Genomic DNA, 20,412 nt, shown 5'->3' on the forward strand with positions numbered 1-20,412 from the left:
TTTCAAGGTTTTGCGGCGGTCATGGCCCAGGGGAGACGCCCGGTCCCATTCCGAACCCGGAAGCTAAGACCTGGCACGGCGATGGTACTGCACCCGACAGGGTGTGGGAGAGTAGCACACCACCGCATCAAAACGTTATAAGCCCGGTGATCGACACGATCACCGGGATTTTTTTATGTATACCTGTCTTTCCCGCTGATCCTTTGTCGTATCGGGTGGGGTCCATTCGACCACATTGGTCGAGGATTCTGGTTTGTACGAAACATATTCGGTTCTCTTGAATAGCGGCAAACTACCGGTTCAAGGAGGACACCATGACTCAGAACAACGATGATCATCGTCGAATGCGGCTGTTCCGATTGCTGCGGGGGCGAGATCGTGAACGGCAACGGCAACGAAGAAATCTGGTTACCGGATTGCTGCTCGTTATGCTGACGTTCATGGGATTCGCTGCTTTCCCGTACGGGGATCTTGCATATGCGACGATGGGATGCGGGATGGGGTTCGGCTGGCCGATCATGGTTGAAGGGAATCCGAATCTTGTTCAACGGTTTGACAATCCACCGAAACCTTGGCTTGCCGGACATCGCGGCCTTGATCTTCAAGCGTCATCGGGAACGGAATTGTTTTCGCCGTCATCGGGGATATTGACGTTCGCCGGACAGGTCGGTGGGAAGAATGTGCTGACCATCGATCATGGGGATGGAATATCGACAACCTATGAGCCAGCAACGACGATGTTGCCGGTCGGAACGATATTACGGAAAGGGGAGTCCTTCGGCAGGGTCGATGGGCATTCCGATCATTGCGACGGGAATTGTCTTCACTGGGGGCTGCGCCAAGGGAAGCGGCAGTATCGGAATCCCGAGCACGCGGTCAGGCCGCAGCGTATCGCGTTGAAACCCGTAGATGACAATTCATGAGCGTATACATACGAAAACGGCTGTGATGCATTTCCGCAATAACGGGCATCACAGCCGTTCCCATGTACGATCACGAAACGATTTCAGGAAAATCAGATCTGCTCGTAGGGGGTCACCGCTACGCCGCAGCGCTGGAATTCCTTGACATCGATGTAGCCGGTGTAGGCCATCGCGCGACGGAGCGCGCCGATGTAGTTCATCGTGCCATCGGTGCGGTCGCTCGGCCCGAATAGGATCTGGTTCATGTCGCCGACGGTGCCGACATGGTAGCGGCATCCGCGCGGCAGTTCGGCGTGACGGGCTTCGGCTCCCCAATGTTCGCCATGGCCGGGGGCCTCGGTGGCACGGGCCAGCGGCACGCCCAGCATAACGGCGTCCGCGCCAAGAGCGAAGGACTTGACGAAATTGCCGGAGGTTCCCATGCCGCCATCGGCGATCACGTGCACGTAACGGCCGCCGGATTCGTCCATGTAGTCACGGCGCGCGGCAGCCACGTCGGCGATGGCGGTGGCCATCGGAGCGTGCATGCCGATCGTCGTGCGCATGGTGGAGACAGCGCCGCCGCCAATGCCCACCAGCACGCCTGCGGCACCGGTCCTCATCAGGTGCAGTGCCGCCTGATAGGTGGCGGCGCCACCGACGATCACCGGCACGTCGAGTTCATAGATGAACTTCTTCAGGTTCAACGGCTCATGCGTACGAGAGACGTGCTCCGCGGAGACCGAAGTGCCACGGATCACGAACAGATCAACACCGGCCTCGATCACGGTGGAATAGAACTCCTGCGTACGCTGCGGAGTCAAAGCACCGGCCACGGTGACCCCGGCCTCACGAATCTCATGCAGACGCTGCGTGATCAGGTCCGCCCTGATCGGAGCCGTGTACAACTGCTGCATGCGAGCCGTGCTCTCCTCGGCGGGCGCTTCGGCGATCTCCTTGAGCAGCGGCTCGGGATCGTCGTAACGAGTCCACAGACCCTCGAGATCAAGCACTCCCAGGCCGCCGAGCCGTCCAAGCTCGATCACGGTCTTCGGGCTCATCACGGAGTCCATCGGTGCACCGATGACCGGAATGTCGAACTCATAGGCATCGACCTGCCAGGAGGTGGAAACATCCTCGGGATCGCGGGTTCGGCGGGAGGGGACGATGGCGACATCATCCAGCGAATAGCACATGCGGCCGGACTTTCCCAGGCCGATTTCAGTCTCTTGAGTCATGCATCCTAGGCTAATGCGGCGTAGCGACGGAAAAGTGCGAATCTTACGATTTATGGACGTTTCCGACGAACGAAACATGAATCCGGTATGAAGGACACTGTCATTGTGACCCAATCAATGATCGTGCCTTGAGTAAAAGGAGCAACGTTCATGGCGAAAATCAAAGTCGAAGGCAAGGTCGTCGAACTCGACGGCGACGAGATGACCCGCGTCATCTGGAAGGACATCAAGAACCGTCTGATCCTGCCGTATCTTGACGTCGATCTCGACTATTACGACCTCGGCATCGAAAACCGCGACGCCACCGATGACCAGGTGACCATCGACGCCGCCAAGGCCATCCAGCGCGAACACGTGGGCGTCAAATGCGCCACCATCACGCCGGACGAGGCCCGCGTGGAGGAATTCGGACTCAAGAAGATGTGGAAGTCCCCCAACGGCACGATCCGCAACATTCTCGGCGGTACCATCTTCCGCGAGCCGATCGTCATTTCCAACATTCCCCGACTCGTACCCGGTTGGACCAAGCCGATCGTCGTCGCCCGTCACGCATTCGGCGACCAGTACAAGGCCACGGACTTCCGCGTTCCCGGAGAAGGTCGTCTGACCATCACCTTCACCCCCGCGGACGGCAGCGAGCCCATCGAACACGTCGTCTTCGACTATCCCGGCTCCGGCGTGGCCCAGGTCCAGTACAACCTCGACGAGTCGATCAAGGGCTTCGCCCGCGCATGCTTCAACTACGGCCTGCTCCGCCACTACCCGGTATACCTGAGCACCAAGAACACCATCCTGAAGGCCTACGACGGACGATTCAAGGACCTGTTTGCCGAGATCTTCGAAACGGAATACAAGGAACGTTACGAACAGGAAGGCCTGACCTACGAGCACCGTCTGATCGACGACATGGTGGCCAGCTCCCTGAAATGGCACGGCGGCTATGTATGGGCGTGCAAGAACTACGACGGTGACGTACAGTCCGACACCGTCGCCCAAGGCTTCGGCTCCCTCGGCCTCATGACCTCCGTGCTCATGACCCCCGATGGGCAGACCGTCGAAGCCGAAGCCGCCCACGGCACCGTCACCCGCCACTACCGTCGCTGGCAGAAGGGCGAAAAGACCTCCACCAACCCGATCGCCTCCATCTACGCCTGGACCGGCGGCCTCAAGCACCGCGCCAAGCTCGACGGCACCCCGGAAGTCGCGCACTTCGCCGAAACCCTGGAACACGTCATCGTATCCACCGTCGAATCCGGCCGCATGACCAAGGACCTCGCCCTGCTCATTGGCCCCGACCAGCCATGGCTCGACACCGAAGGCTTCATGGACGCCCTCGACGAGGAACTCGCCAAGGCCCTCGCCTAGGACACACCCGACCAGCGACCCCGCTGATCAGCACGACACCAGAATGCCGGTCGACAGACAATGCCGACCGGCATTCATTGTTCCGAGTCGGGAAAATGCCCTAGAATGCCCATAGCCAGCTTTGACAGACACGGGATGACCCGGGTCCTACCGAAGGAAGTGATGTTGTGCGCGGAAGGAACGATTGGGGTGCGAAAATCATCGCGCTGCTAACCGGAACGGCAATGCTATGGTCTCTCACAGCCTGCGGCCAACAACAACCCGACCCCACACCAACCACCACGGCCTCCACAACCACCGACACCGGACAGGCCGCAATCCTCCTGCCCAACGACGGCATCACCCTCTCACAGAGCACCCCGCTGAACAAATGGACCAAACTCAGCGCCGCCCTCGAAAACGCTCTGAACGACGACGGCTTCTCCGACAAGGACATCACAACCGTCAAATCCAAAACCCTCGACGACCAAACCAAAGCCGTCACCGACTACATCGACAACCGTGACGACAACCGACCCGCAACCATCATCATCGCACCCGTCGCCCAGCCCGACGACACCACCCGCCAATACGGCGACTACATCACCCAAACCCTACGGACATCCACCGACGACACCACCGGCGACGACACCACCCAGGCCCAACAGGCAGCCAGCCTCTCCCAGGCCCTCGCCAAAGCCAAAGACGACGGAATCCACGTGATCCTCGTATCCAACACCATCGACGGCTACACCCCCGACGCCTACGTCGGCATGTCCACAATCCGGGAAATCGCCCACACCCAGGCATCCCTGCTCGCAGACAAACTCGTCCTCTCCAAAGCCACTAAAGACAACCCCAAAAGCATCGAAATCCTCCTCCCCTCCAACGGCGACGACACCGCCGACCAGGAAGCCTTCGCCGGCATATGGGAAGTCCTCGGCCCCTACTTCGCCACCGGAGCCGCCGTCAGTCCATCCGGCCTCCTCAACACCACCAGCGACGAAACCAGCTGGAACCAGATCACCTTCACCGGAACCGACAAAGACTCCGCACAAGCGGCACTCACCACCCGACTGAAAACCGACACCCACACCCATCAGCCCATCGACGGAGTCCTCGCCATGAACGACCTGGTCGCCTCAGGAGCCACGGCCGCGCTCGCGGACCTCGGCTATGAGGGAACCGCGGCCGACATCAACCCGAAGATCACCATCGGCGGCATCGTCGACAACATCGCCGGCAACAAGGATCTGAAGAAGGAAAAGGTTCCCGAGCCCCAGAAGACGGAATCCGAGCAGACGGAGGAGCCGGACGGCGCTGAAGACACGTCCGGTGATGATCAGAGCACTCCGGTCGTGGATGATCCGGCATGGCCGATCGTGACCGGATACGGCGCCTATCCGTCGAATCTTGCCGCGGTGGTCAACGGCCAGCAGTGGAGCACCGGTCTGGAACGTCGTGACGACTATGCGAAGGCCATCGCCACAGCGAGCGTAGCCCTGAACGACGACAGAAAGCTGACGTCGGTGAAGGACCTGTCGTTGTCCGGCACCACCGAGATGAACGGCACGCAGGTGCCGACCATTCATCTGTCGCTGCAGAGCGTGTCCGCCAGCAATCTCAAGAGCGCTCTGATCGACGCGGGGTACATCAGCGCCGCCGACGCCGGGCTCTGATCGTCGATTCATTACTAGACGTCGTGTTGTTCGGTAATGAATCGACGGTCCGAAGCGGGTGTTGACGGCGCGCCGGCGCCCGCGAAAATGTGATCTTGCGGACAAAGCACGGAAATATCCTGAGATTTATCCACATTTTATGAAGCGCGAGTTGACCGAGACCGGCAAAGGGGGCAATCTGTGGACGAAGGGGGATGCACGGGCAGTTCCGCTTGCGTGTAAATCCCCCTATAAAGGAGGACCGAGATGAAGGGCAAAGAGCCTGATTCGGCAGAGCAATTCAATTCACGCTTCAATGAAGAAGACATGGCGTTTTCGTTTGTCGTTCCGAATTTCTATGGGGAGAATGCGGAGGGCGGCGTCCGTATGAGGGTAAGCCGCCTCGTGCCGAAGGACATCGGCATCCAGGAAAGCATGGATCTCGCGGTCAAGGCGTGCCGGCTGGCATGTCTGGGAGCCGATGTCATTCGTGGCCGTCTTCCCGGACGTATGCTGGAACGCTTCGTCACCAATGACAGCCTTGACCGCATTCTGTACTTCTCGCAGCTCGTGCAGGGCGACGCCAACGAGGGGCCGCTGCACCGGCATATGCCGTCGGTGCCGACATATCTGTTCGGCACCGTGGTCAACCGCGACTGCTTCGATGCGTGCGTCGGCCTGTCGGTGGGGTATGACGACTACCGGGTGAGTCTGGTGTTGCGCCGCAGGGGCGGTCGCTGGCTGTGCACGGTGCTGGACTTCGGCTGATCGGCTTCCTCTCCTCGATCCGGTTTCCTTGCACGAAGATGCGGCGCCATCGACGCCGGTGAAGCTATGATGGTGCCTATGCTGCGTGAATATTCGGTGGATGTCATTCATCCCACCACGGAAAAGGACACGATCTATTCGCTGCTTGCCCACAGGGTCGAACGGGATCCGGATGATCTCATCGCCCAGTGGCAGGATGAGTCACGACAGTGGCATGATGTCAAGGCGGGGGAGATGCTCGATGCGGTCCGTGGGGTCGCCAAGGGCCTGATGGGTCTTGGCGTTCACCCCGGGGATCGCATCGTGATCTATTCGCCCACCTGCTACCAATGGGGTGTCGTCGATTTTGCGTGCGCGGCCATCGGCGTGGTCAGCGTGCCGATCTACGAAACCGATTCCGCCAAGCAGGCGGCGAACATCATCGAGGATGTGGAGCCGCGAATCGCCTTCGCCGGCGATCATGAGCACGCGCAGACGCTGGAGCTGATCCGCAAGGATCACGATTCGTTGGGATACGTGTTCAACTTCAAGGCCGACGGCGTTGCCGCGATCTCCGACTTCGGCAAGTCGGTGAACGACGATGATCTCGACGAGGCCATCGCCCGCGTCAGGGCGGACGATCTTGCCACGATCGTCTACACGTCCGGTTCCACCGGCAAGCCGAAGGGGGCGATGCTGTCGCATCGCAACTTCACCCACACCGTGCTCAACGGCTATGAGGTGCTCAACGACATGCTCTACCAGCCCAGCAGGCTTTTGCTGTTCCTGCCGCTGGCGCACTGCTTCGCCCGGTACATCCAGTACGTGGCGATCGGTTCCCATGGCGTGGTCGGCTATATTCCCGGCGCCAAGCATCTGCTGGCGGATCTGCGCGGGTTCAAGCCCACCTATCTGCTCGGTGTGCCCCGAGTCTTCGAAAAGGTGTACAACGCCGCATCGCAGAAGGCCGGAACCGGTATGAGCGGCCGAATCTTCGCCAATGCCGTCAACCATTTCGTGCAGTGGTCGAAGCAGGAGCAGGAGAACGGGCATCATTCGGTGGCCGACCGGATCCGTCATGCGTTCTACATGAAGACGGTGGGCTCCTCGATTCGTTCCGCGCTCGGACCGAACCTCAAGTATCTGGCATGCGGCGGCGCTCCGTTGAACATCGATCTGGCGCATTTCTTCAACGGCTTCGACGGCATCACGTTCATTCAGGGCTACGGCATGACCGAGACCGCGGCGCCGTGCATGGTGAACTTCCAGGATGCGAATGAGATCGGTTCTGTCGGCCTTCCCGGATGCATGGAGGTGAAACTGGCCGATGACGACGAGCTTATGATCCGTGGCGCGAGCGTGTTCTTGGGCTATTACCGTCAGCCCGAGCTCACCGCCGAGGTGCTGCAGCCCGACGGATGGCTGCACACCGGCGATCTCGCCCGTATCGACGACCGCGGCTTCACCTTCATCACCGGCCGCAAGAAGGACATCATCATCACTGCGGGTGGCAAGAACGTCTCTCCGGCTCCGCTGGAGGACACCATCGCCACCTGTCCGATCGTGTCTCATGCCGTCGTGATCGGAGATGGTCGTCCGTTCATCTCCGCGTTGATCGCATTGGATCCGGACATGCTCGCCTCGTGGATGGAATCCCAGGGGCTCGATGGCTCCATGACCCCGGAGGAGATCGCCGACAGCGATGCTGTACGCGCCTTCGTCCAGCAGTACGTGGATCAGGCGAACGCCACGGTCTCCCGTGCCGAATCCGTACGCAAGTTCGTCATCCTCGATCGCGACTTCAATCAGGATGACGGCACGCTCACCCCGAGCATGAAGGTTGTTCGTCCCGCGGTGCTCAAGCGGTATGCCGAGGTGATCGACAAGGTGCTGTATGCCCCGAAGTCCGGTTCGCGTCCCCAGCCGACCGCGTCCGCCCAGTTCCTGGAGAGGGTGCAGGAGAACGCGCTGCCCCGCATCAAGGAGGCCGGCGAGCGTCTGGAGCCGGTCATCGATCAGGCGAAAAGCATGGGCGATTCCCTGAACGTCGTGTCGAAACGACTCAAGTCGTTCGATGAGGACCAGGAGGCCCGGGCGGGGGAGTCCGGTACGCTGGAGGATGGCGAAAACGCCGACAAGACGAGTGACAAGGAGTAATGCCCCGTGGCTATCAGGCAGATCAGAGTGGTTCCCGACCCGGTTCTCCGCACCCCGTGCGATGAGATCACGACCATCACTCCGGCGATTGAGAGACTGGTGACGGATCTGCTGCAGACCGTGGACGATCCCGGACGTGCGGGTCTGTCCGCCAACCAGATCGGTGTGAGCCTGCGTGCGTTCTCATACAACATCGAGGGCAGGATCGGTTATGTGCTCAATCCGGTGCTCGAGGAGACGAGCGGCGAACAGTACGGCGACGAGGGATGCCTGTCAGTTCCCGGCCTGTGGTACAAGACCCGTCGCGCCGACTACGCCAGGGTCACCGGCATCGATCTGGACGGCAAGCGCGTGGTGCTTGAGGGCAAGGGGCTTATGGGCCGCATGCTGCAGCATGAGTGCGATCATCTTGACGGCCATGTCTACCTCGATCGTCTGGAAAAGGAGGAACGTCGCGAGGCGTTGCGACTCATGCGCTCCAGGTGACATTCCAGCGTGTCTCATGATATAATCGTGACTTGCGTGTCATTTTGGTCATCCGTGTAGTCGCAGACGTGGATGACCTCCCAAGTATTCCCTAACCGGCACGTGATTACGCGCCATGTCGGCGACGGCCTGTGTCGGTCGGCTTCCCGTTGGAAGTTGCACGCAGGCGCGCATGGCCAGGAAAGAACCGACAAGAAAGGTATATCATGGCACAGATCACCATGAGCCAGATGCTCAAGGCTGGCGTTCACTTCGGACACCAGACCCGCCGTTGGAACCCCAAGATGAAGCAGTACATCCTGATGGAGCGCAACGGCATCCACATCATCGATCTGTTCAAGTCCCTCGATCTGATCGACAAGGCCTACGACTTCATCAAGCAGACCGTCGCCCACAACGGCACCGTGCTGTTCGTCGGCACCAAGAAGCAGGCCGCCGAGGCGATCAGCGCCCAGGCCACCCGCGTCAACATGCCGTACGTTTCCGAGCGCTGGCTCGGCGGCATGCTCACCAACTTCCAGACCGTGAGCACTCGCGTGGCCCGTATGAAGGAACTCGAGGAGATGGACTTCTCCGACGTTCACTCCTCCGGTCTGACCAAGAAGGAGCTGCTGCTCCTCGAGCGCGAGAAGGACAAGCTGGTCAAGCAGCTGGGCGGTATCCGCAACATGAACCGTACCCCCTCCGCTCTGTTCGTGGTCGACATCAACAAGGAATCCCTGGCCGTCGAGGAAGCGCACAAGCTGCACATCCCCGTGGTCGCCCTGGTCGACACCAACACCGATCCCGATCTCGTGGACTACCCGATCCCGGCCAACGATGACGCCATCCGCGCCGTTGAGCTGCTCACCTCCCTGATGGCCGACGCCGTGGCCGATGGTCTGCTGGAGCGTTCCGGCAAGGCCGGCGCCAAGGCCGACGGCAAGGCCGACGCTCAGCCGATGGCCGAGTGGGAGACCGAGCTGCTGAAGAAGGAGGGCGCCGAGGAGGCTCCCGCCGCCGAGGCCGCCGAGGAATCCAAGGCCGAGTGACCTGACTTCAGCCGTCCGCCGAAAAGGGGACGGCTGATGTTTATGATGGTAGCGACCGTGATAACACGGTCGCCTATGTACTGAGGAGACAACAAGCTATGGCAAAGATCACTGCCGCTCTCATCAAGCAGGTTCGTGAAGACACCGGTGCCGGCATGATGGACGTCAAGAAGGCTCTTACCGAGGCTGAAGGTGACGTCGCCCGCGCCAAGGAAATCATCCGCGCCAAGGGCATCCAGGCCGCCGGCAAGCGCGAGGGCCGCAAGGCTCAGGAAGGCACCATCGCCTCCACCGTGGTCGATTCCGCCAACGGCCAGGTCGGCTACGCCGCCGAGCTCAACTCCGAGACCGACTTCGTGGCCAAGACCCCGAAGTTCGTGGAGTTCGCCGATGGCATCCTCGCCGACGCCGTCAAGGCTGAGGCCGCCGACGCCGAGGCGGTGCTGGCCGCCCCCGCCGAGGATGGCACCGTCAAGGAAGCCATTGAGGAAGCCGCCGCCCTGTTCGGCGAGCACGTCAAGCTCGGCCAGTTCGCCAAGCTCGAAGGCCCGCACGTGGAGATCTACGCCCACAAGAAGTCCGCCGAGATGCCGCCGAGCATCGTGGCCATGATCGCCACCGACGAGGCCGGTGCCGCCGTGGCTCACGAGGCCGCCCTGCAGATCTCCGCCATGGATGCCAAGTGGCTGACCCGCGAGGACGTTCCGGCCGACATCGTCGAGTCCGAGCGTCGCGTGGCCACCGAGAAGTCCCTGGCCGAGGGCAAGCCCGAGAAGATCGTGCCGAAGATCGTCGAGGGTCGTCTCAACGCCTTCTTCAAGGAGAACGTGCTGCTGGAGCAGCAGTTCGTCAAGGATCCGTCCAAGACCGTCGGCGACCTGTTCAAGCAGGCCGGTGGCCAGGCTCTGGCCTTCGCCCGTCTCGAGGTCGGCAAGGGCGCGGAGGCCTGATCCTTCGCACGCGGCAACATCGCGACCGTCGGATGCCGGTGATCCATCGACAACCGTCCGGTGAATGAGAGGACGATTCCGTCTTGTGCGGGATCGTCCTTTTTCGTAGTGTCGGTACCGATGATGTCAGCGTTCACGGTTACGATTAAATACGGTTTTTGCACAGACGAAAGGTGTGGTATGTCTGACAACTGTTCCCATGACACGCATAGCGGCGGTCAGAACGGACGCAGGGTTCTTCTCAAGCTTTCCGGCGAGGCATTCGGCGGCGGCCATGTGGGCATCGATCCCAAGGTGGTCCGTCGTATCGCTTCCGAGATCGCCGCTGCCGTCCGACAGGGCGTGCAGGTGGCGATCGTCGTGGGCGGCGGCAACTTCTTCCGTGGAGCCCAGCTGCAGCAGGCCGGTATCGACCGTTCCCGCGGCGATTATATGGGCATGCTCGGCACGGTGATGAACTGCCTCGCGCTGCAGGACTTCCTGGAGCAGGAGGGACAGGCCACCCGAGTCCAGTCCGCGATTCACATGACCCAGGTCGCCGAGCCCTATATTCCGCTGAAGGCCATCCGCCATCTCGAGAAGGGTCGTGTGGTGATCTTCGGCGCCGGCGCCGGCATGCCGTACTTCTCCACGGACACCGTGTCCATCCAGCGCGCCCTGGAGATCCACTGCGATGAGGTGCTGATGGGCAAGAACGGTGTGGATGGCGTGTACACCGCGGATCCGAACAAGGATCCCGAGGCCCGCATGTTCACCAAGCTCAGCTACAATCGCGCGCTTGTCGACAATCTGGCGGTGATGGACGCTTCGGCGCTGTCCATGGCCAGGGACAATGCCATGAACATTCGCGTGTTCGGACTCGAGGGCGCAGGCAACGTCACCGCGGCGCTCACCGGTCAGCCTCTGGGCACGCTGGTCGGCGCGGTGGACTCCGAGACGAAGTAGTCCTCGTTCATAAAGATTTCAATTGTACGCCTATGGCGTACCGGCAATAAGGAGACAACATGGCAACCATCGTTGATCAGGCGACCACGCAGATGGGCAGGACGGTCGAGTCCACCAAGGAGAACTTCGCGGGCATCCGCACCGGCCGTGCCAATCCGGCGCTGCTCAATGGCATCGTGGTGGACTACTACGGCGCCCCGACTCCGCTCAAGCAGATGGCGACCATCGGCGTTCCCGAGCCCCGCACCCTTGCCATCACCCCGTTCGACGTGTCCCAGGCATCCGCGGTCGAGAAGGCGCTGCGTGACTCCGATCTCGGCGTGAACCCGAACCGTGACGGCAACGTGATTCGCGTCACGCTGCCCGAGCTGACCGAGGATCGTCGCAAGGAATACGTCAAGCTCGCCAAGGGCAAGGCCGAGGACGGCAAGGTCGCCATTCGCAATATCCGCCGCAAGACCAAGGAATCCATCGAGGCCGCGGTCAAGGACGGCGATATGGGCGAGGACGAGGGCAATCGTCTGCAGAAGGAGCTCGACAAGGCGACCAAGAAGGTCACCGACGAGATCGATGCCCTGTTTGCCGCCAAGGAAAAGGAAATCCTCGAGGTCTGATCGTCTCGACACGCTGCAATGAGCACATCCAAACGCAAGGAAGAGGCCGAGGAGGCCATCGACTCCATCAACAAGCGCACCGGCAGGAACATGCCGCAGGCCATCGGTACGGGAGCATTGCTCGTCGTACTGATCCTGGCCAGCCTGTTGATGAGCGTCGATGTCTTCGTCGGCCTCGTCGTCGTCTTCATGATCCTGGCACTGTGGGAGCTGCGCGTCGATTTCGCGACGGTGGGCATCCGCATCCCGGTGTTGACGCTGTGGCTGGCGTCCGCCGTGACGCTGGTCTCCACCTACGCGTTCCCCAACCACATCGCCGCGATGTCGGCGACCGTTTCCGTGGCTCTGGTCGTCGTGGCGCTTACCGCCTCGACCCGGCTGAGCATGGTAGGACGCCGGGTGTCCATGGCGGTCGCGTCGAAACTGTCGAACGCGGACGCGCAGATGCGTGAGTTCTCGTCATTCAATGTCGATGCGGAGTCCCATCAGGTCGCCCGTCTGACGAATGTCAGCGTCTCGCTGTTCACCATGATGTATGTGCCGTTCCTGGCGTGCTTCATCGTTCTGCCGCTGACTTGGGAGCATCCGGTGGCCCACGCGTTCTTCCTCGTGTTCGTCCCCTCGCTGGGCGACATCGGCGGACTCGTGTTCGGAGCATGGCTGGGCCGGCACAAGCTGTCCCCACGCATCTCCCCGAAGAAGTCAGTGGAGGGTCTGCTGGGATCCATCCTGTTCTGCTTCCTTGGCTCTCTGGTCATCTTCCTGATCACCTATGATCAGGCGGTCTGGACGAGCCGCTGGTGGGTGACCGTGCTGCTCGGTGTGCTGGTCGGCGTGGTGGGCACGTTCGGCGATCTGTGTGCATCCATGCTCAAGCGTGATCTTGGCATCAAGGACATGGGACACCTGCTCAAGGGGCATGGCGGCGTACTGGACCGTGTCGACTCCATTCTCATGGCCGCTCCGTTCATCTGCATCACGCTGGCCGCGACCGGCCTGTGATAGGATGTCCGGTCGGTAAAACGCATATAGGTGATAAGGCGAATAGGGGAGAGCATGAACGAGGAGATCGAGACCGGCATCACTTCCGGTGGCGCCGAAGGCGCGTTCAGGGACATTCTGTCCAAGGACCATGCGCGACGAGGCAAGCCGCCCGTGCACTTCGCGGACATGACGCAGGACGAGCGCATCCAAACGGCCAAGGCGCTCGGTCTGCCGAAGTTCCGCGTCAAGCAGCTGGCGAACCATTACTTCGCGCACTTCGACGTCAACGCCGAGGAGTTCACCGATTTCCCGGCCGCCAAGCGGGGTGCGGCCGCGGAGGCGTTCTTCCCCACGCTGATCACGCCGATGCTCCAGCAGAAGGCCGATCAGGGCATGACGGTCAAGACCCTGTGGAGCCTGTTCGACGGTTCCCGTATCGAATCCGTGCTCATGCGATACCCCAACCGCGCCACGTTGTGCATCTCCAGTCAGGTGGGCTGCGGCATGGGCTGCCCGTTCTGTGCGACCGGCAAGCTGGGCCTGACCCGCAACATGTCCACCGGCGAGATCCTCGAACAGGTGCGTGTGGCCGCGGCCCAGATGCGCGACGGCGAGATCGCCGGGGGACCGGGGCGTCTGAGCAACGTAGTGTTCATGGGCATGGGCGAGCCCATGGGCAACTACCGTTCCGTGCTGTCCGCCGTCCGGCAGATCAGCGCTCCGGCGCCGGAAGGATTCGGCATCTCCGCCCGCAACATCACCGTCTCCACCGTGGGCGTGGTCCCCGGCATCAGGAAACTGGCGGCAGAGGGGCTTCCCGTACGTCTCGCGGTGTCGCTGCACGCGCCCAACGACAAGCTTCGCGACGAGCTCGTGCCGATGAACCGCCGGTTCAACACCACGCAGGTGCTTGACGCGGCGCACGACTACTATCTGGCGACCAAACGCCGGGTGAGCATCGAATACGCGCTGATGCGCGGCATCAACGACCAGGCCATCCACGCAAGACAGCTCGCGAACCGGCTCAACCATTACGGTGACGACTGGGCTCATGTCAACCCGATTCCCCTGAACCCGATCGAGGGATCCAAGTGGACGGCCTCGGACCCGCAGGACGAGCGCACGTTCCTCGACATCCTGCACCGTGCCGGCATCACGGCCACGCTACGCGACACCCGAGGCTCCGACATCGACGGCGCATGCGGGCAGCTCGCCGCCAAGACCATGGAACGGCACGCATGATCCCGGCGCGATGACGCGCACCATCCCGGCGGTTTCACCATGTGGGCATGAGCCCGGTGAAACCGCCGAACCGTCTGAGAGTGACGTTAACCTGTTGCCCAGTGCACACGATTACAAGCGCAAAGGGGTAAACATGTCGCTGGCGGTGAGAGTGATTCCATGTCTTGATGTGGATGCTGGACGTGTGGTCAAGGGCGTCCATTTCGAAAACCTGCGAGATGCCGGAGACCCGGTCGAGCTCGCCGCGGAATACTATCGGCAGGGTGCCGACGAGCTCACGTTCCTCGACGTGACGGCATCCAGTTCACACCGGCAGACGATGTACGACGTGGTCCGTCGTACTGCCGAGGAGCTGTTCATCCCCCTCACCGTGGGCGGAGGCGTGCGTACGGTCGACGACGTCGACATGCTGCTGCGCTGCGGCGCGGACAAGGTCGGCGTCAACACGGCCGCCATCAACAATCCGCAGATGATCAGCGACGTTTCCACCCGGTTCGGACGCCAGGTGCTGGTCCTGTCGGTGGACGCCCGCCGCGAGCGCGGCGAACGGCACACCAAGTCCGGATTCGAAGTGACCACGATGGGCGGTCGCAAATCCACGGGCATCGACGCCTTGTGGTGGGTCAGGCGGGCCGAGGAGCTCGGCGCCGGCGAGATCCTGCTCAACTCCATGGACGCCGACGGCACACAGAACGGCTTCGACCTCGAGATGATCGAAAAGGTCCGCAACGAGGTATCGATCCCGATCATCGCCAGCGGCGGCGCCGGCAAGGCCGAGGACTTTCCACCGGCGATCAAGGCCGGCGCCGACGCGGTACTCGCCGCATCGGTCTTCCATTTCGGCCAGATCACCATCAGCGACGTCAAGAAGGAACTCGCCGCCCACGGCTACGAAGTCCGATAACCAGCCGATATCCGTCCGTGATGTGCGACGCCGGACGTCGCATGGCAGACGATAGACGGACAGATACAACACACGATATAGAACGACAGTGCAGGACATGATGCAGGAACAGCGCAACGACTACGACAACACCACCAGCCTCGACCCCAGGATCGCGGCACGACTGAAAAAGGACGCCAAAGGACTGGTGGCCGCGGTAATCCAACAATACGACACTCGGGAAGTGCTCATGGTCGGCTACATGAACGAGGAGGCGCTCCGCCGCACCCTGACCACCGGACGCGTCACCTTCTGGTCCCGCTCCCGTCAGGAATACTGGCGCAAGGGCGATACCTCCGGACACCGCCAGTACGTCAAGAGCCTCGCCCTCGACTGCGACGGCGACGCCATCCTCGTCGAAGTCGACCAGGTGGGAGCCGCCTGCCACACCGGCAAACGCTCCTGCTTCGAGGAAGGCGGCCAGCTGCCCGTCGTCATCGGCGAGCGCGACCAGGACGACAACAACGAGGAGGCTCAGGCATGAGCGAGAACACCAACAGCGTGAAGAACCTGCACTGGGGACAGACCTGGCCGGATCGCGACACCTTCCACCGGCTCGCCGCCGAAGGCTACCGCGTGATCCCCGTGGTCCGCCGCCTGCTCGCCGACTCACTGACTCCCGTCGGCTTCTACGAACGTCTCGCCGCGGGGCGCAGCGGCACCTTCATCCTCGAATCCGCCGAATACGGCGGCTCCTGGAGCCGATACTCCTTCATCGGCGTCAACTCCATCGCACAGCTGCGCTCCAACAACGGCCAGGCCGACTGGCTCGGCACCGTACCGCTCGGCGTCCCCACCGAGGGCGACGTACTCGACGTGGCCCACGCCACCCTCCGACTCCTTACATCACCCCGAATCGAAGGACTGCCCAGTCTGACCAGCGGCCTCGTCGGCAGCGTCGGCTGGGATGCGATCCGCCACTGGGAGCCCACGCTGCGCGCCCAGGCCCCCGACGAAACCGGCCAGCCCGAAACCGTGCTCGCGCTCGCCACCGACATGGCCGTCGTCGACCACGTGAACGGCTCCGTATGGCTCATCGCCAACGCCGTGAACTTCGACGACCAGCCCACACGGGAGAGCGACGCCTACAACGACGCCGTACGCCGTCTCGAACACATGCAGCGGGACGCGGCCACCCCCACGGCCAACGAATCCAAGGTCAACGTCCTCGACCCGACCGTCCCGCAGCCCGAACTGCGCTTCCGCACCGCCAAGAGCGACTACGAGCACGCCGTCGAAACCGCCAAACGGCACATCGTCGACGGCGACGTCTTCCAGGTCGTCATCTCCCAGAGGCTCGACATCGACTCGCCTGCCGACCCCTTCGACGTCTACCGCGTGCTGCGCACCCTCAACCCCAGCCCGTACATGTACTTCTTCGCCCTGACCGACGCCCAGGGACGCGACTTCAACGTCATCGGCTCCAGCCCCGAAACCCTCATCAAGGTCGACGACGGCCACGCCATGACCTTCCCCATCGCAGGCTCCCGCCCCCGCGGCGCCACACCCGAGGAGGACGCCCGACTCGCCCGCGAACTGCTCGAGGACCCCAAGGAGCGCAGCGAGCACATCATGCTCGTCGACCTCGCCCGCAACGACCTGTCCCGGGTATGCGAACCCAGCAGCGTGGAGGTCGTCTCCCTCATGGACATCAAACGGTTCAGCCACATCATGCACATCTGCTCCACCGTCACCGGCAAGGTCCACAAGGACATGACCGCCTTCGACGTCTTCACCTCCGCCTTCCCCGCAGGAACCCTGTCCGGAGCCCCCAAGCCGCGCGCCGTCGAGATCATCGACGAGATCGAACCCGCCGACCGCGGCATCTACGGCGGCACCGTCGGCTACTTCGACTTCTCCGGCAACATGGACATGGCCATCGCCATCCGCACCGCCTTCCTGCGCGACCACGAGGCAAGCGTCCAGGCCGGCGCCGGCATCGTCCTCGACTCCGTGCCTGCCAACGAATGGCAGGAGACACGCAACAAGGCCGAAGCCTCCGTCGAAGCCGTGCAGATCGCCGCACAACTCAAAACCGTTAAATAAGACAACCGCACAGACCCCGGCGCAAACTGTGCTATAAGAAGGGTGACAACAAGCAAGCTCGCTAAAGGAGAACCATGTCGGTACTGGACGAATTGGTGGCGGGCGCACTGGAGGACCAGCAGTCCCGCGAGCGCACCGTATCGCTAGAAGCAGTAAAGAAGGCCGCGCTCGCGGCCCCTGCTCCGATCGACGCGACACGATGGCTCAAGCGCGCCGACGGCATCCCCGTGATCGCCGAGATCAAGCGAGCCTCCCCGTCCAAGGGACATCTGAGCGACATCCCCGACCCGGCCGCGCTCGCCCGCGAATACGAACGCGGCGGCGCCAGCGCCATCTCCGTGCTCACCGAGGGACGCCGCTTCCTTGGCTCCCTGGACGATCTCGACCAGGTCCGCGCCGCCGTGCACATCCCCGTGCTACGCAAGGACTTCATCGTCACCGACTACCAGATCTACGAGGCCCGCGCCCACGGCGCCGACCTGGTGCTGCTCATCGTCGCCGCACTCGACGACGACACGCTGCGTCACCTGCTCGCGCTCGCGCACGATCTGGGCATGACCGTGCTGGTGGAGACCCATACGCGTGAGGAGATCGCCCGCGCCGTGGCCGCCGGGGCGAAGGTGATCGGCATCAACGCGCGCAATCTCAAGAACCTTAGGGTGGATGTGCGCAAGTACGACGAGCTGGCCGCCGATCTGCCGGACGACGTGATTCGCGTCGCCGAGTCCGGTGTGTTCGGCGCGGTGGAGGTCGAGGACTATGCGCGTGCCGGCGCCGACGCGGTGCTGGTGGGCGAGGGCGTGGCCACCGCCGACGATCATGAACTTGCAGTGGAACGACTAGTGAAGGCAGGAGCAAGAGTGAAAGCATCCGAAACCACTCCGTTGAGCGAACATCAGGGACCGTGCTGGGGGCAGTTCGGCGGCCGATACGTGCCCGAGGCGCTGATCACCGCGCTGGACGAATTGGAACGCGTGTATGAGGAGGCCAAGGCGGATCCCGAATTCCACAAGGAGTTCATGACGTTGCAGCAGCGGTACGTGGGCCGTCCCAGCCCGCTGACCGAGGCTCCGCGCTTCGCCGCGCTCGTCAGGGAGAAGACCGGGCTCGACGCGCGCATCTTTCTTAAGCGTGAGGATCTGAACCATACCGGTGCGCACAAGATCAACAACGCGCTGGGACAGGCCCTGCTCGTCAAGCGCATGGGCAAGACCCGCGTGATCGCCGAGACCGGTGCCGGCCAGCATGGCGTGGCCACCGCCACGGTGTGCGCGATGCTCGGCCTGAAGTGCCGCATCTACATGGGGCAGATCGACGCCCGCCGTCAGGCGCTCAACGTGGCCCGCATGCGCATGCTCGGCGCCGAGGTCGTGGAGGTCACACTCGGCGATAAGATCCTCAAGGACGCGATCAACGAGGCGCTGCGCGACTGGGTCACCAACGTCAAGGACACGCACTACCTGCTCGGCACCGTGGCGGGACCCCACCCGTTCCCGGCCATGGTCCGTGACTTCCAGAAGATCATCGGCGAGGAGGCCAAGGAGCAGCTGCGCGACTGGTACGGCATCGACCACCCCGATGCGGTGTGCGCGTGCGTGGGCGGCGGATCCAACGCGATCGGCGTGATGAACGCGTTCCTCGACGACGATCGCGTGAACCTGTACGGCTACGAGGCGGGCGGCAATGGCCCCGAATCTGGCAGGCACGCCATTCGCTTCGCCCCCGGCACCGGCCAGCTCGGCATGTTCCAGGGCGCCAAGAGCTACCTGCTGGAAACCGACGAGGGTCAGACCCTCGACACCTACTCCATCTCCGCCGGACTCGACTACGCGTCCGTCGGCCCCGAACACGCCTGGCTCAAGGAGATCGGCCGCGTCAACTACAGCTGGGCCACCGACGAGGAGGCCATGAACGCGTTCCGCGATCTGAGCCAGACCGAAGGCATCATCCCCGCCATCGAATCCTCCCACGCCGTCGCCGGCGCCTACAAGGCCGCCGCCGATCTCAAGGCCAAGGGCTACGACAAGGCCGTGATGATCGTCAACATTTCCGGCCGAGGCGACAAGGACATGGCCACCGCAGGCAAGTGGTTCGGATACCTTACCGACGACCAGGCCGCAGCACTCGACGTCACCGGCGCCCACGGCAACACCGTCGCCTGAAGACCAGACAAGGCTAGACAAGGAACGTGAACATGACCAATACAGCAACCACGCCATCAGGACAGCCGTTGGGCATCAGCCACAAGCCCAGCGCCACCGAAACGATGTTCGACAAGCTCGCCGGCGAAAACCGTCCGGCCTTCATCGGATACCTGCCCTACGGATTCCCGAACCCCGACACGTCTCTCGACGCGCTACGCACCATGGTCGAACACGGAGTCGATGCCGTCGAAATCGGCCTGCCGTACTCCGACCCGGTCATGGACGGCCCGGTCATCCAGGCCGCCAGCCAGATCGCCCTCACCAACGGCGAAAGCATCACCAACGTGTTCAAGGCCGTGGAAACCGTGGCCAACGCCGGCGGCGTCCCCCTGATCATGAGCTACTGGAACCTCATCTACCATTACGGTGTGGAACGCTTCGCCACCGACTTCGAAAACGCCGGCGGCGCCGGCCTCATCACCCCCGACCTCATCCCCGACGAGGCAGGGGAGTGGATCGAAGCATCCGACCGCCACGGACTCGACCGCATCTTCCTCGTCTCCCCGGACTCCTCCGACGAGCGACTCGCCATCGTCTCCCGCAACGCCCGAGGATTCGTCTACGCGGCCTCCCGCATGGGCGTCACCGGCGAACGCGCCACCATCAGCTCCTCACCCGAACAGCTCGTCGAACGCACCCGCAAGGCAGGAGCCAAGCACGTGTGCGTCGGCATCGGCGTCTCCACCGCCGACCAAGCCGCCAAGGTCGGCGCCTACGCCGACGGCGTCATCGTCGGATCCGCACTGGTGCACACCCTGCTCAACGACGACAACAAGACCGCCCGAGACACCGCCGAAGGCCTCAGCCTGCTCGCCGCCAAGACGGACGAACTGGCCGAAGGCGTACGCAACGCCCGATAGGCGAACCGACAATCAACGACAACACCGTGCGGCGGCCGTGGACATCCTACGGCCGCCGCAC

At 62.6% G+C, this 20,412-nt stretch carries 18 protein-coding genes and 1 rRNA gene; 18 read left to right on the top strand and 1 reads right to left on the bottom strand.

The genetic code is table 11. The features are described 5' to 3' along the window. Positions 1 to 11 precede the first annotated feature (11 nt). Positions 12 to 128, top strand: a 5S ribosomal RNA gene (gene rrf / locus D2E23_RS00005). 186 nt (positions 129 to 314) lie between these two features. Beyond that, positions 315 to 923: a M23 family metallopeptidase gene (locus tag D2E23_RS00010; protein WP_126028990.1), complete on the top strand. Its 609-nt coding sequence runs from the start codon at positions 315 to 317 to the stop codon at positions 921 to 923. A 92-nt stretch (positions 924 to 1,015) separates the two neighbouring features. Here D2E23_RS00010 and D2E23_RS00015 read toward each other — a convergent pair whose 3' ends face one another. After that, positions 1,016 to 2,140, bottom strand: a complete 1,125-nt coding sequence (locus D2E23_RS00015) for a GuaB3 family IMP dehydrogenase-related protein (protein ID WP_126028991.1) — start codon at positions 2,138 to 2,140, stop codon at positions 1,016 to 1,018. Between the two features lie 150 nt (positions 2,141 to 2,290). On the opposite strand from D2E23_RS00015, the gene D2E23_RS00020 reads away from it, so the two are divergent. The 16 genes from D2E23_RS00020 to trpA all read left to right on the top strand — a co-directional run bounded on the left by D2E23_RS00020 (position 2,291) and on the right by trpA (position 20,351). Then, complete coding sequence (locus D2E23_RS00020; protein ID WP_126028992.1) at positions 2,291 to 3,505, top strand: NADP-dependent isocitrate dehydrogenase; 1,215 nt, start codon at positions 2,291 to 2,293, stop codon at positions 3,503 to 3,505. Between the two features lie 224 nt (positions 3,506 to 3,729). Continuing rightward, positions 3,730 to 5,163, top strand: coding sequence for a substrate-binding domain-containing protein (locus tag D2E23_RS00025; protein WP_126028993.1), 1,434 nt, complete (start codon positions 3,730 to 3,732; stop codon positions 5,161 to 5,163). Between the two features lie 246 nt (positions 5,164 to 5,409). Further along, a complete protein-coding gene (locus D2E23_RS00030) occupies positions 5,410 to 5,910 on the top strand; it encodes a hypothetical protein (protein WP_126028994.1) in 501 nt (166 codons plus the stop codon). 78 nt (positions 5,911 to 5,988) lie between these two features. Continuing rightward, the gene (locus D2E23_RS00035) at positions 5,989 to 8,046 is read left to right on the top strand and encodes an AMP-dependent synthetase/ligase (protein WP_126029343.1); all 2,058 of its coding nucleotides are present in this window, start codon (positions 5,989 to 5,991) and stop codon (positions 8,044 to 8,046) included. Positions 8,047 to 8,052: 6 nt separating this feature from the next. Next, positions 8,053 to 8,532: a peptide deformylase gene (gene def, locus D2E23_RS00040; protein ID WP_126028995.1), complete on the top strand. Its 480-nt coding sequence runs from the start codon at positions 8,053 to 8,055 to the stop codon at positions 8,530 to 8,532. Between the two features lie 206 nt (positions 8,533 to 8,738). Beyond that, a complete protein-coding gene (gene rpsB / locus D2E23_RS00045; RefSeq protein ID WP_093961539.1) occupies positions 8,739 to 9,563 on the top strand; it encodes a 30S ribosomal protein S2 in 825 nt (274 codons plus the stop codon). A 98-nt stretch (positions 9,564 to 9,661) separates the two neighbouring features. Then, the gene (gene tsf, locus D2E23_RS00050; protein ID WP_126028996.1) at positions 9,662 to 10,513 is read left to right on the top strand and encodes a translation elongation factor Ts; all 852 of its coding nucleotides are present in this window, start codon (positions 9,662 to 9,664) and stop codon (positions 10,511 to 10,513) included. Between the two features lie 180 nt (positions 10,514 to 10,693). Further along, on the top strand, positions 10,694 to 11,458 hold the full coding sequence (gene pyrH, locus D2E23_RS00055) for a UMP kinase (RefSeq protein ID WP_126028997.1): 765 nt from the start codon (positions 10,694 to 10,696) through the stop codon (positions 11,456 to 11,458). A 59-nt stretch (positions 11,459 to 11,517) separates the two neighbouring features. Beyond that, entirely contained in the window at positions 11,518 to 12,072 is a 555-nt protein-coding gene (gene frr / locus D2E23_RS00060) for a ribosome recycling factor (protein WP_126028998.1), read from the top strand. An 18-nt stretch (positions 12,073 to 12,090) separates the two neighbouring features. Then, a complete protein-coding gene (locus D2E23_RS00065; RefSeq protein WP_126028999.1) occupies positions 12,091 to 13,074 on the top strand; it encodes a phosphatidate cytidylyltransferase in 984 nt (327 codons plus the stop codon). Between the two features lie 54 nt (positions 13,075 to 13,128). Next, the gene (gene rlmN / locus D2E23_RS00070) at positions 13,129 to 14,298 is read left to right on the top strand and encodes a dual-specificity RNA methyltransferase RlmN (protein ID WP_126029000.1); all 1,170 of its coding nucleotides are present in this window, start codon (positions 13,129 to 13,131) and stop codon (positions 14,296 to 14,298) included. Positions 14,299 to 14,431: 133 nt separating this feature from the next. Beyond that, complete coding sequence (hisF, locus tag D2E23_RS00075; RefSeq protein WP_126029001.1) at positions 14,432 to 15,202, top strand: imidazole glycerol phosphate synthase subunit HisF; 771 nt, start codon at positions 14,432 to 14,434, stop codon at positions 15,200 to 15,202. A 100-nt stretch (positions 15,203 to 15,302) separates the two neighbouring features. Further along, positions 15,303 to 15,725 (top strand): phosphoribosyl-AMP cyclohydrolase, encoded by a 423-nt coding sequence (gene hisI / locus D2E23_RS00080; RefSeq protein ID WP_126029344.1) that lies wholly within the window; start codon positions 15,303 to 15,305, stop codon positions 15,723 to 15,725. Beyond that, positions 15,722 to 17,287, top strand: a complete 1,566-nt coding sequence (locus D2E23_RS00085) for an anthranilate synthase component I (protein ID WP_126029002.1) — start codon at positions 15,722 to 15,724, stop codon at positions 17,285 to 17,287. Before hisI ends, D2E23_RS00085 begins: the two co-directional genes overlap by 4 nt. 74 nt (positions 17,288 to 17,361) lie before the next feature. Then, entirely contained in the window at positions 17,362 to 19,449 is a 2,088-nt protein-coding gene (locus tag D2E23_RS00090; protein WP_126029003.1) for a bifunctional indole-3-glycerol phosphate synthase/tryptophan synthase subunit beta, read from the top strand. 32 nt (positions 19,450 to 19,481) lie between these two features. Continuing rightward, positions 19,482 to 20,351, top strand: coding sequence for a tryptophan synthase subunit alpha (gene trpA, locus D2E23_RS00095; RefSeq protein WP_164520592.1), 870 nt, complete (start codon positions 19,482 to 19,484; stop codon positions 20,349 to 20,351). The last annotated feature ends 61 nt before the right edge of the window (positions 20,352 to 20,412 follow it).

Origin of the sequence: Bifidobacterium callimiconis, from assembly GCF_003952005.1 — a bacterium.
Classification (GTDB): domain Bacteria; phylum Actinomycetota; class Actinomycetes; order Actinomycetales; family Bifidobacteriaceae; genus Galliscardovia; species Galliscardovia callimiconis.

Coding starts and splice junctions, on each gene's coding strand:
- D2E23_RS00090 (WP_126029003.1), top strand. CDS start 17,362: ATGTCGGTACTGGACGAATTGGTGGCGGGCGCACTGGAGGACCAGCAG.
- trpA (WP_164520592.1), top strand. CDS start 19,482: ATGACCAATACAGCAACCACGCCATCAGGACAGCCGTTGGGCATCAGC.
- D2E23_RS00025 (WP_126028993.1), top strand. CDS start 3,730: ATGCTATGGTCTCTCACAGCCTGCGGCCAACAACAACCCGACCCCACA.
- D2E23_RS00035 (WP_126029343.1), top strand. CDS start 5,989: ATGCTGCGTGAATATTCGGTGGATGTCATTCATCCCACCACGGAAAAG.
- rpsB (WP_093961539.1), top strand. CDS start 8,739: ATGGCACAGATCACCATGAGCCAGATGCTCAAGGCTGGCGTTCACTTC.
- frr (WP_126028998.1), top strand. CDS start 11,518: ATGGCAACCATCGTTGATCAGGCGACCACGCAGATGGGCAGGACGGTC.
- D2E23_RS00065 (WP_126028999.1), top strand. CDS start 12,091: ATGAGCACATCCAAACGCAAGGAAGAGGCCGAGGAGGCCATCGACTCC.
- D2E23_RS00030 (WP_126028994.1), top strand. CDS start 5,410: ATGAAGGGCAAAGAGCCTGATTCGGCAGAGCAATTCAATTCACGCTTC.
- hisF (WP_126029001.1), top strand. CDS start 14,432: ATGTCGCTGGCGGTGAGAGTGATTCCATGTCTTGATGTGGATGCTGGA.
- D2E23_RS00015 (WP_126028991.1), bottom strand. CDS start 2,140: ATGACTCAAGAGACTGAAATCGGCCTGGGAAAGTCCGGCCGCATGTGC.
- hisI (WP_126029344.1), top strand. CDS start 15,303: ATGCAGGAACAGCGCAACGACTACGACAACACCACCAGCCTCGACCCC.
- rlmN (WP_126029000.1), top strand. CDS start 13,129: ATGAACGAGGAGATCGAGACCGGCATCACTTCCGGTGGCGCCGAAGGC.
- tsf (WP_126028996.1), top strand. CDS start 9,662: ATGGCAAAGATCACTGCCGCTCTCATCAAGCAGGTTCGTGAAGACACC.
- D2E23_RS00085 (WP_126029002.1), top strand. CDS start 15,722: ATGAGCGAGAACACCAACAGCGTGAAGAACCTGCACTGGGGACAGACC.
- D2E23_RS00020 (WP_126028992.1), top strand. CDS start 2,291: ATGGCGAAAATCAAAGTCGAAGGCAAGGTCGTCGAACTCGACGGCGAC.
- pyrH (WP_126028997.1), top strand. CDS start 10,694: ATGTCTGACAACTGTTCCCATGACACGCATAGCGGCGGTCAGAACGGA.
- D2E23_RS00010 (WP_126028990.1), top strand. CDS start 315: ATGACTCAGAACAACGATGATCATCGTCGAATGCGGCTGTTCCGATTG.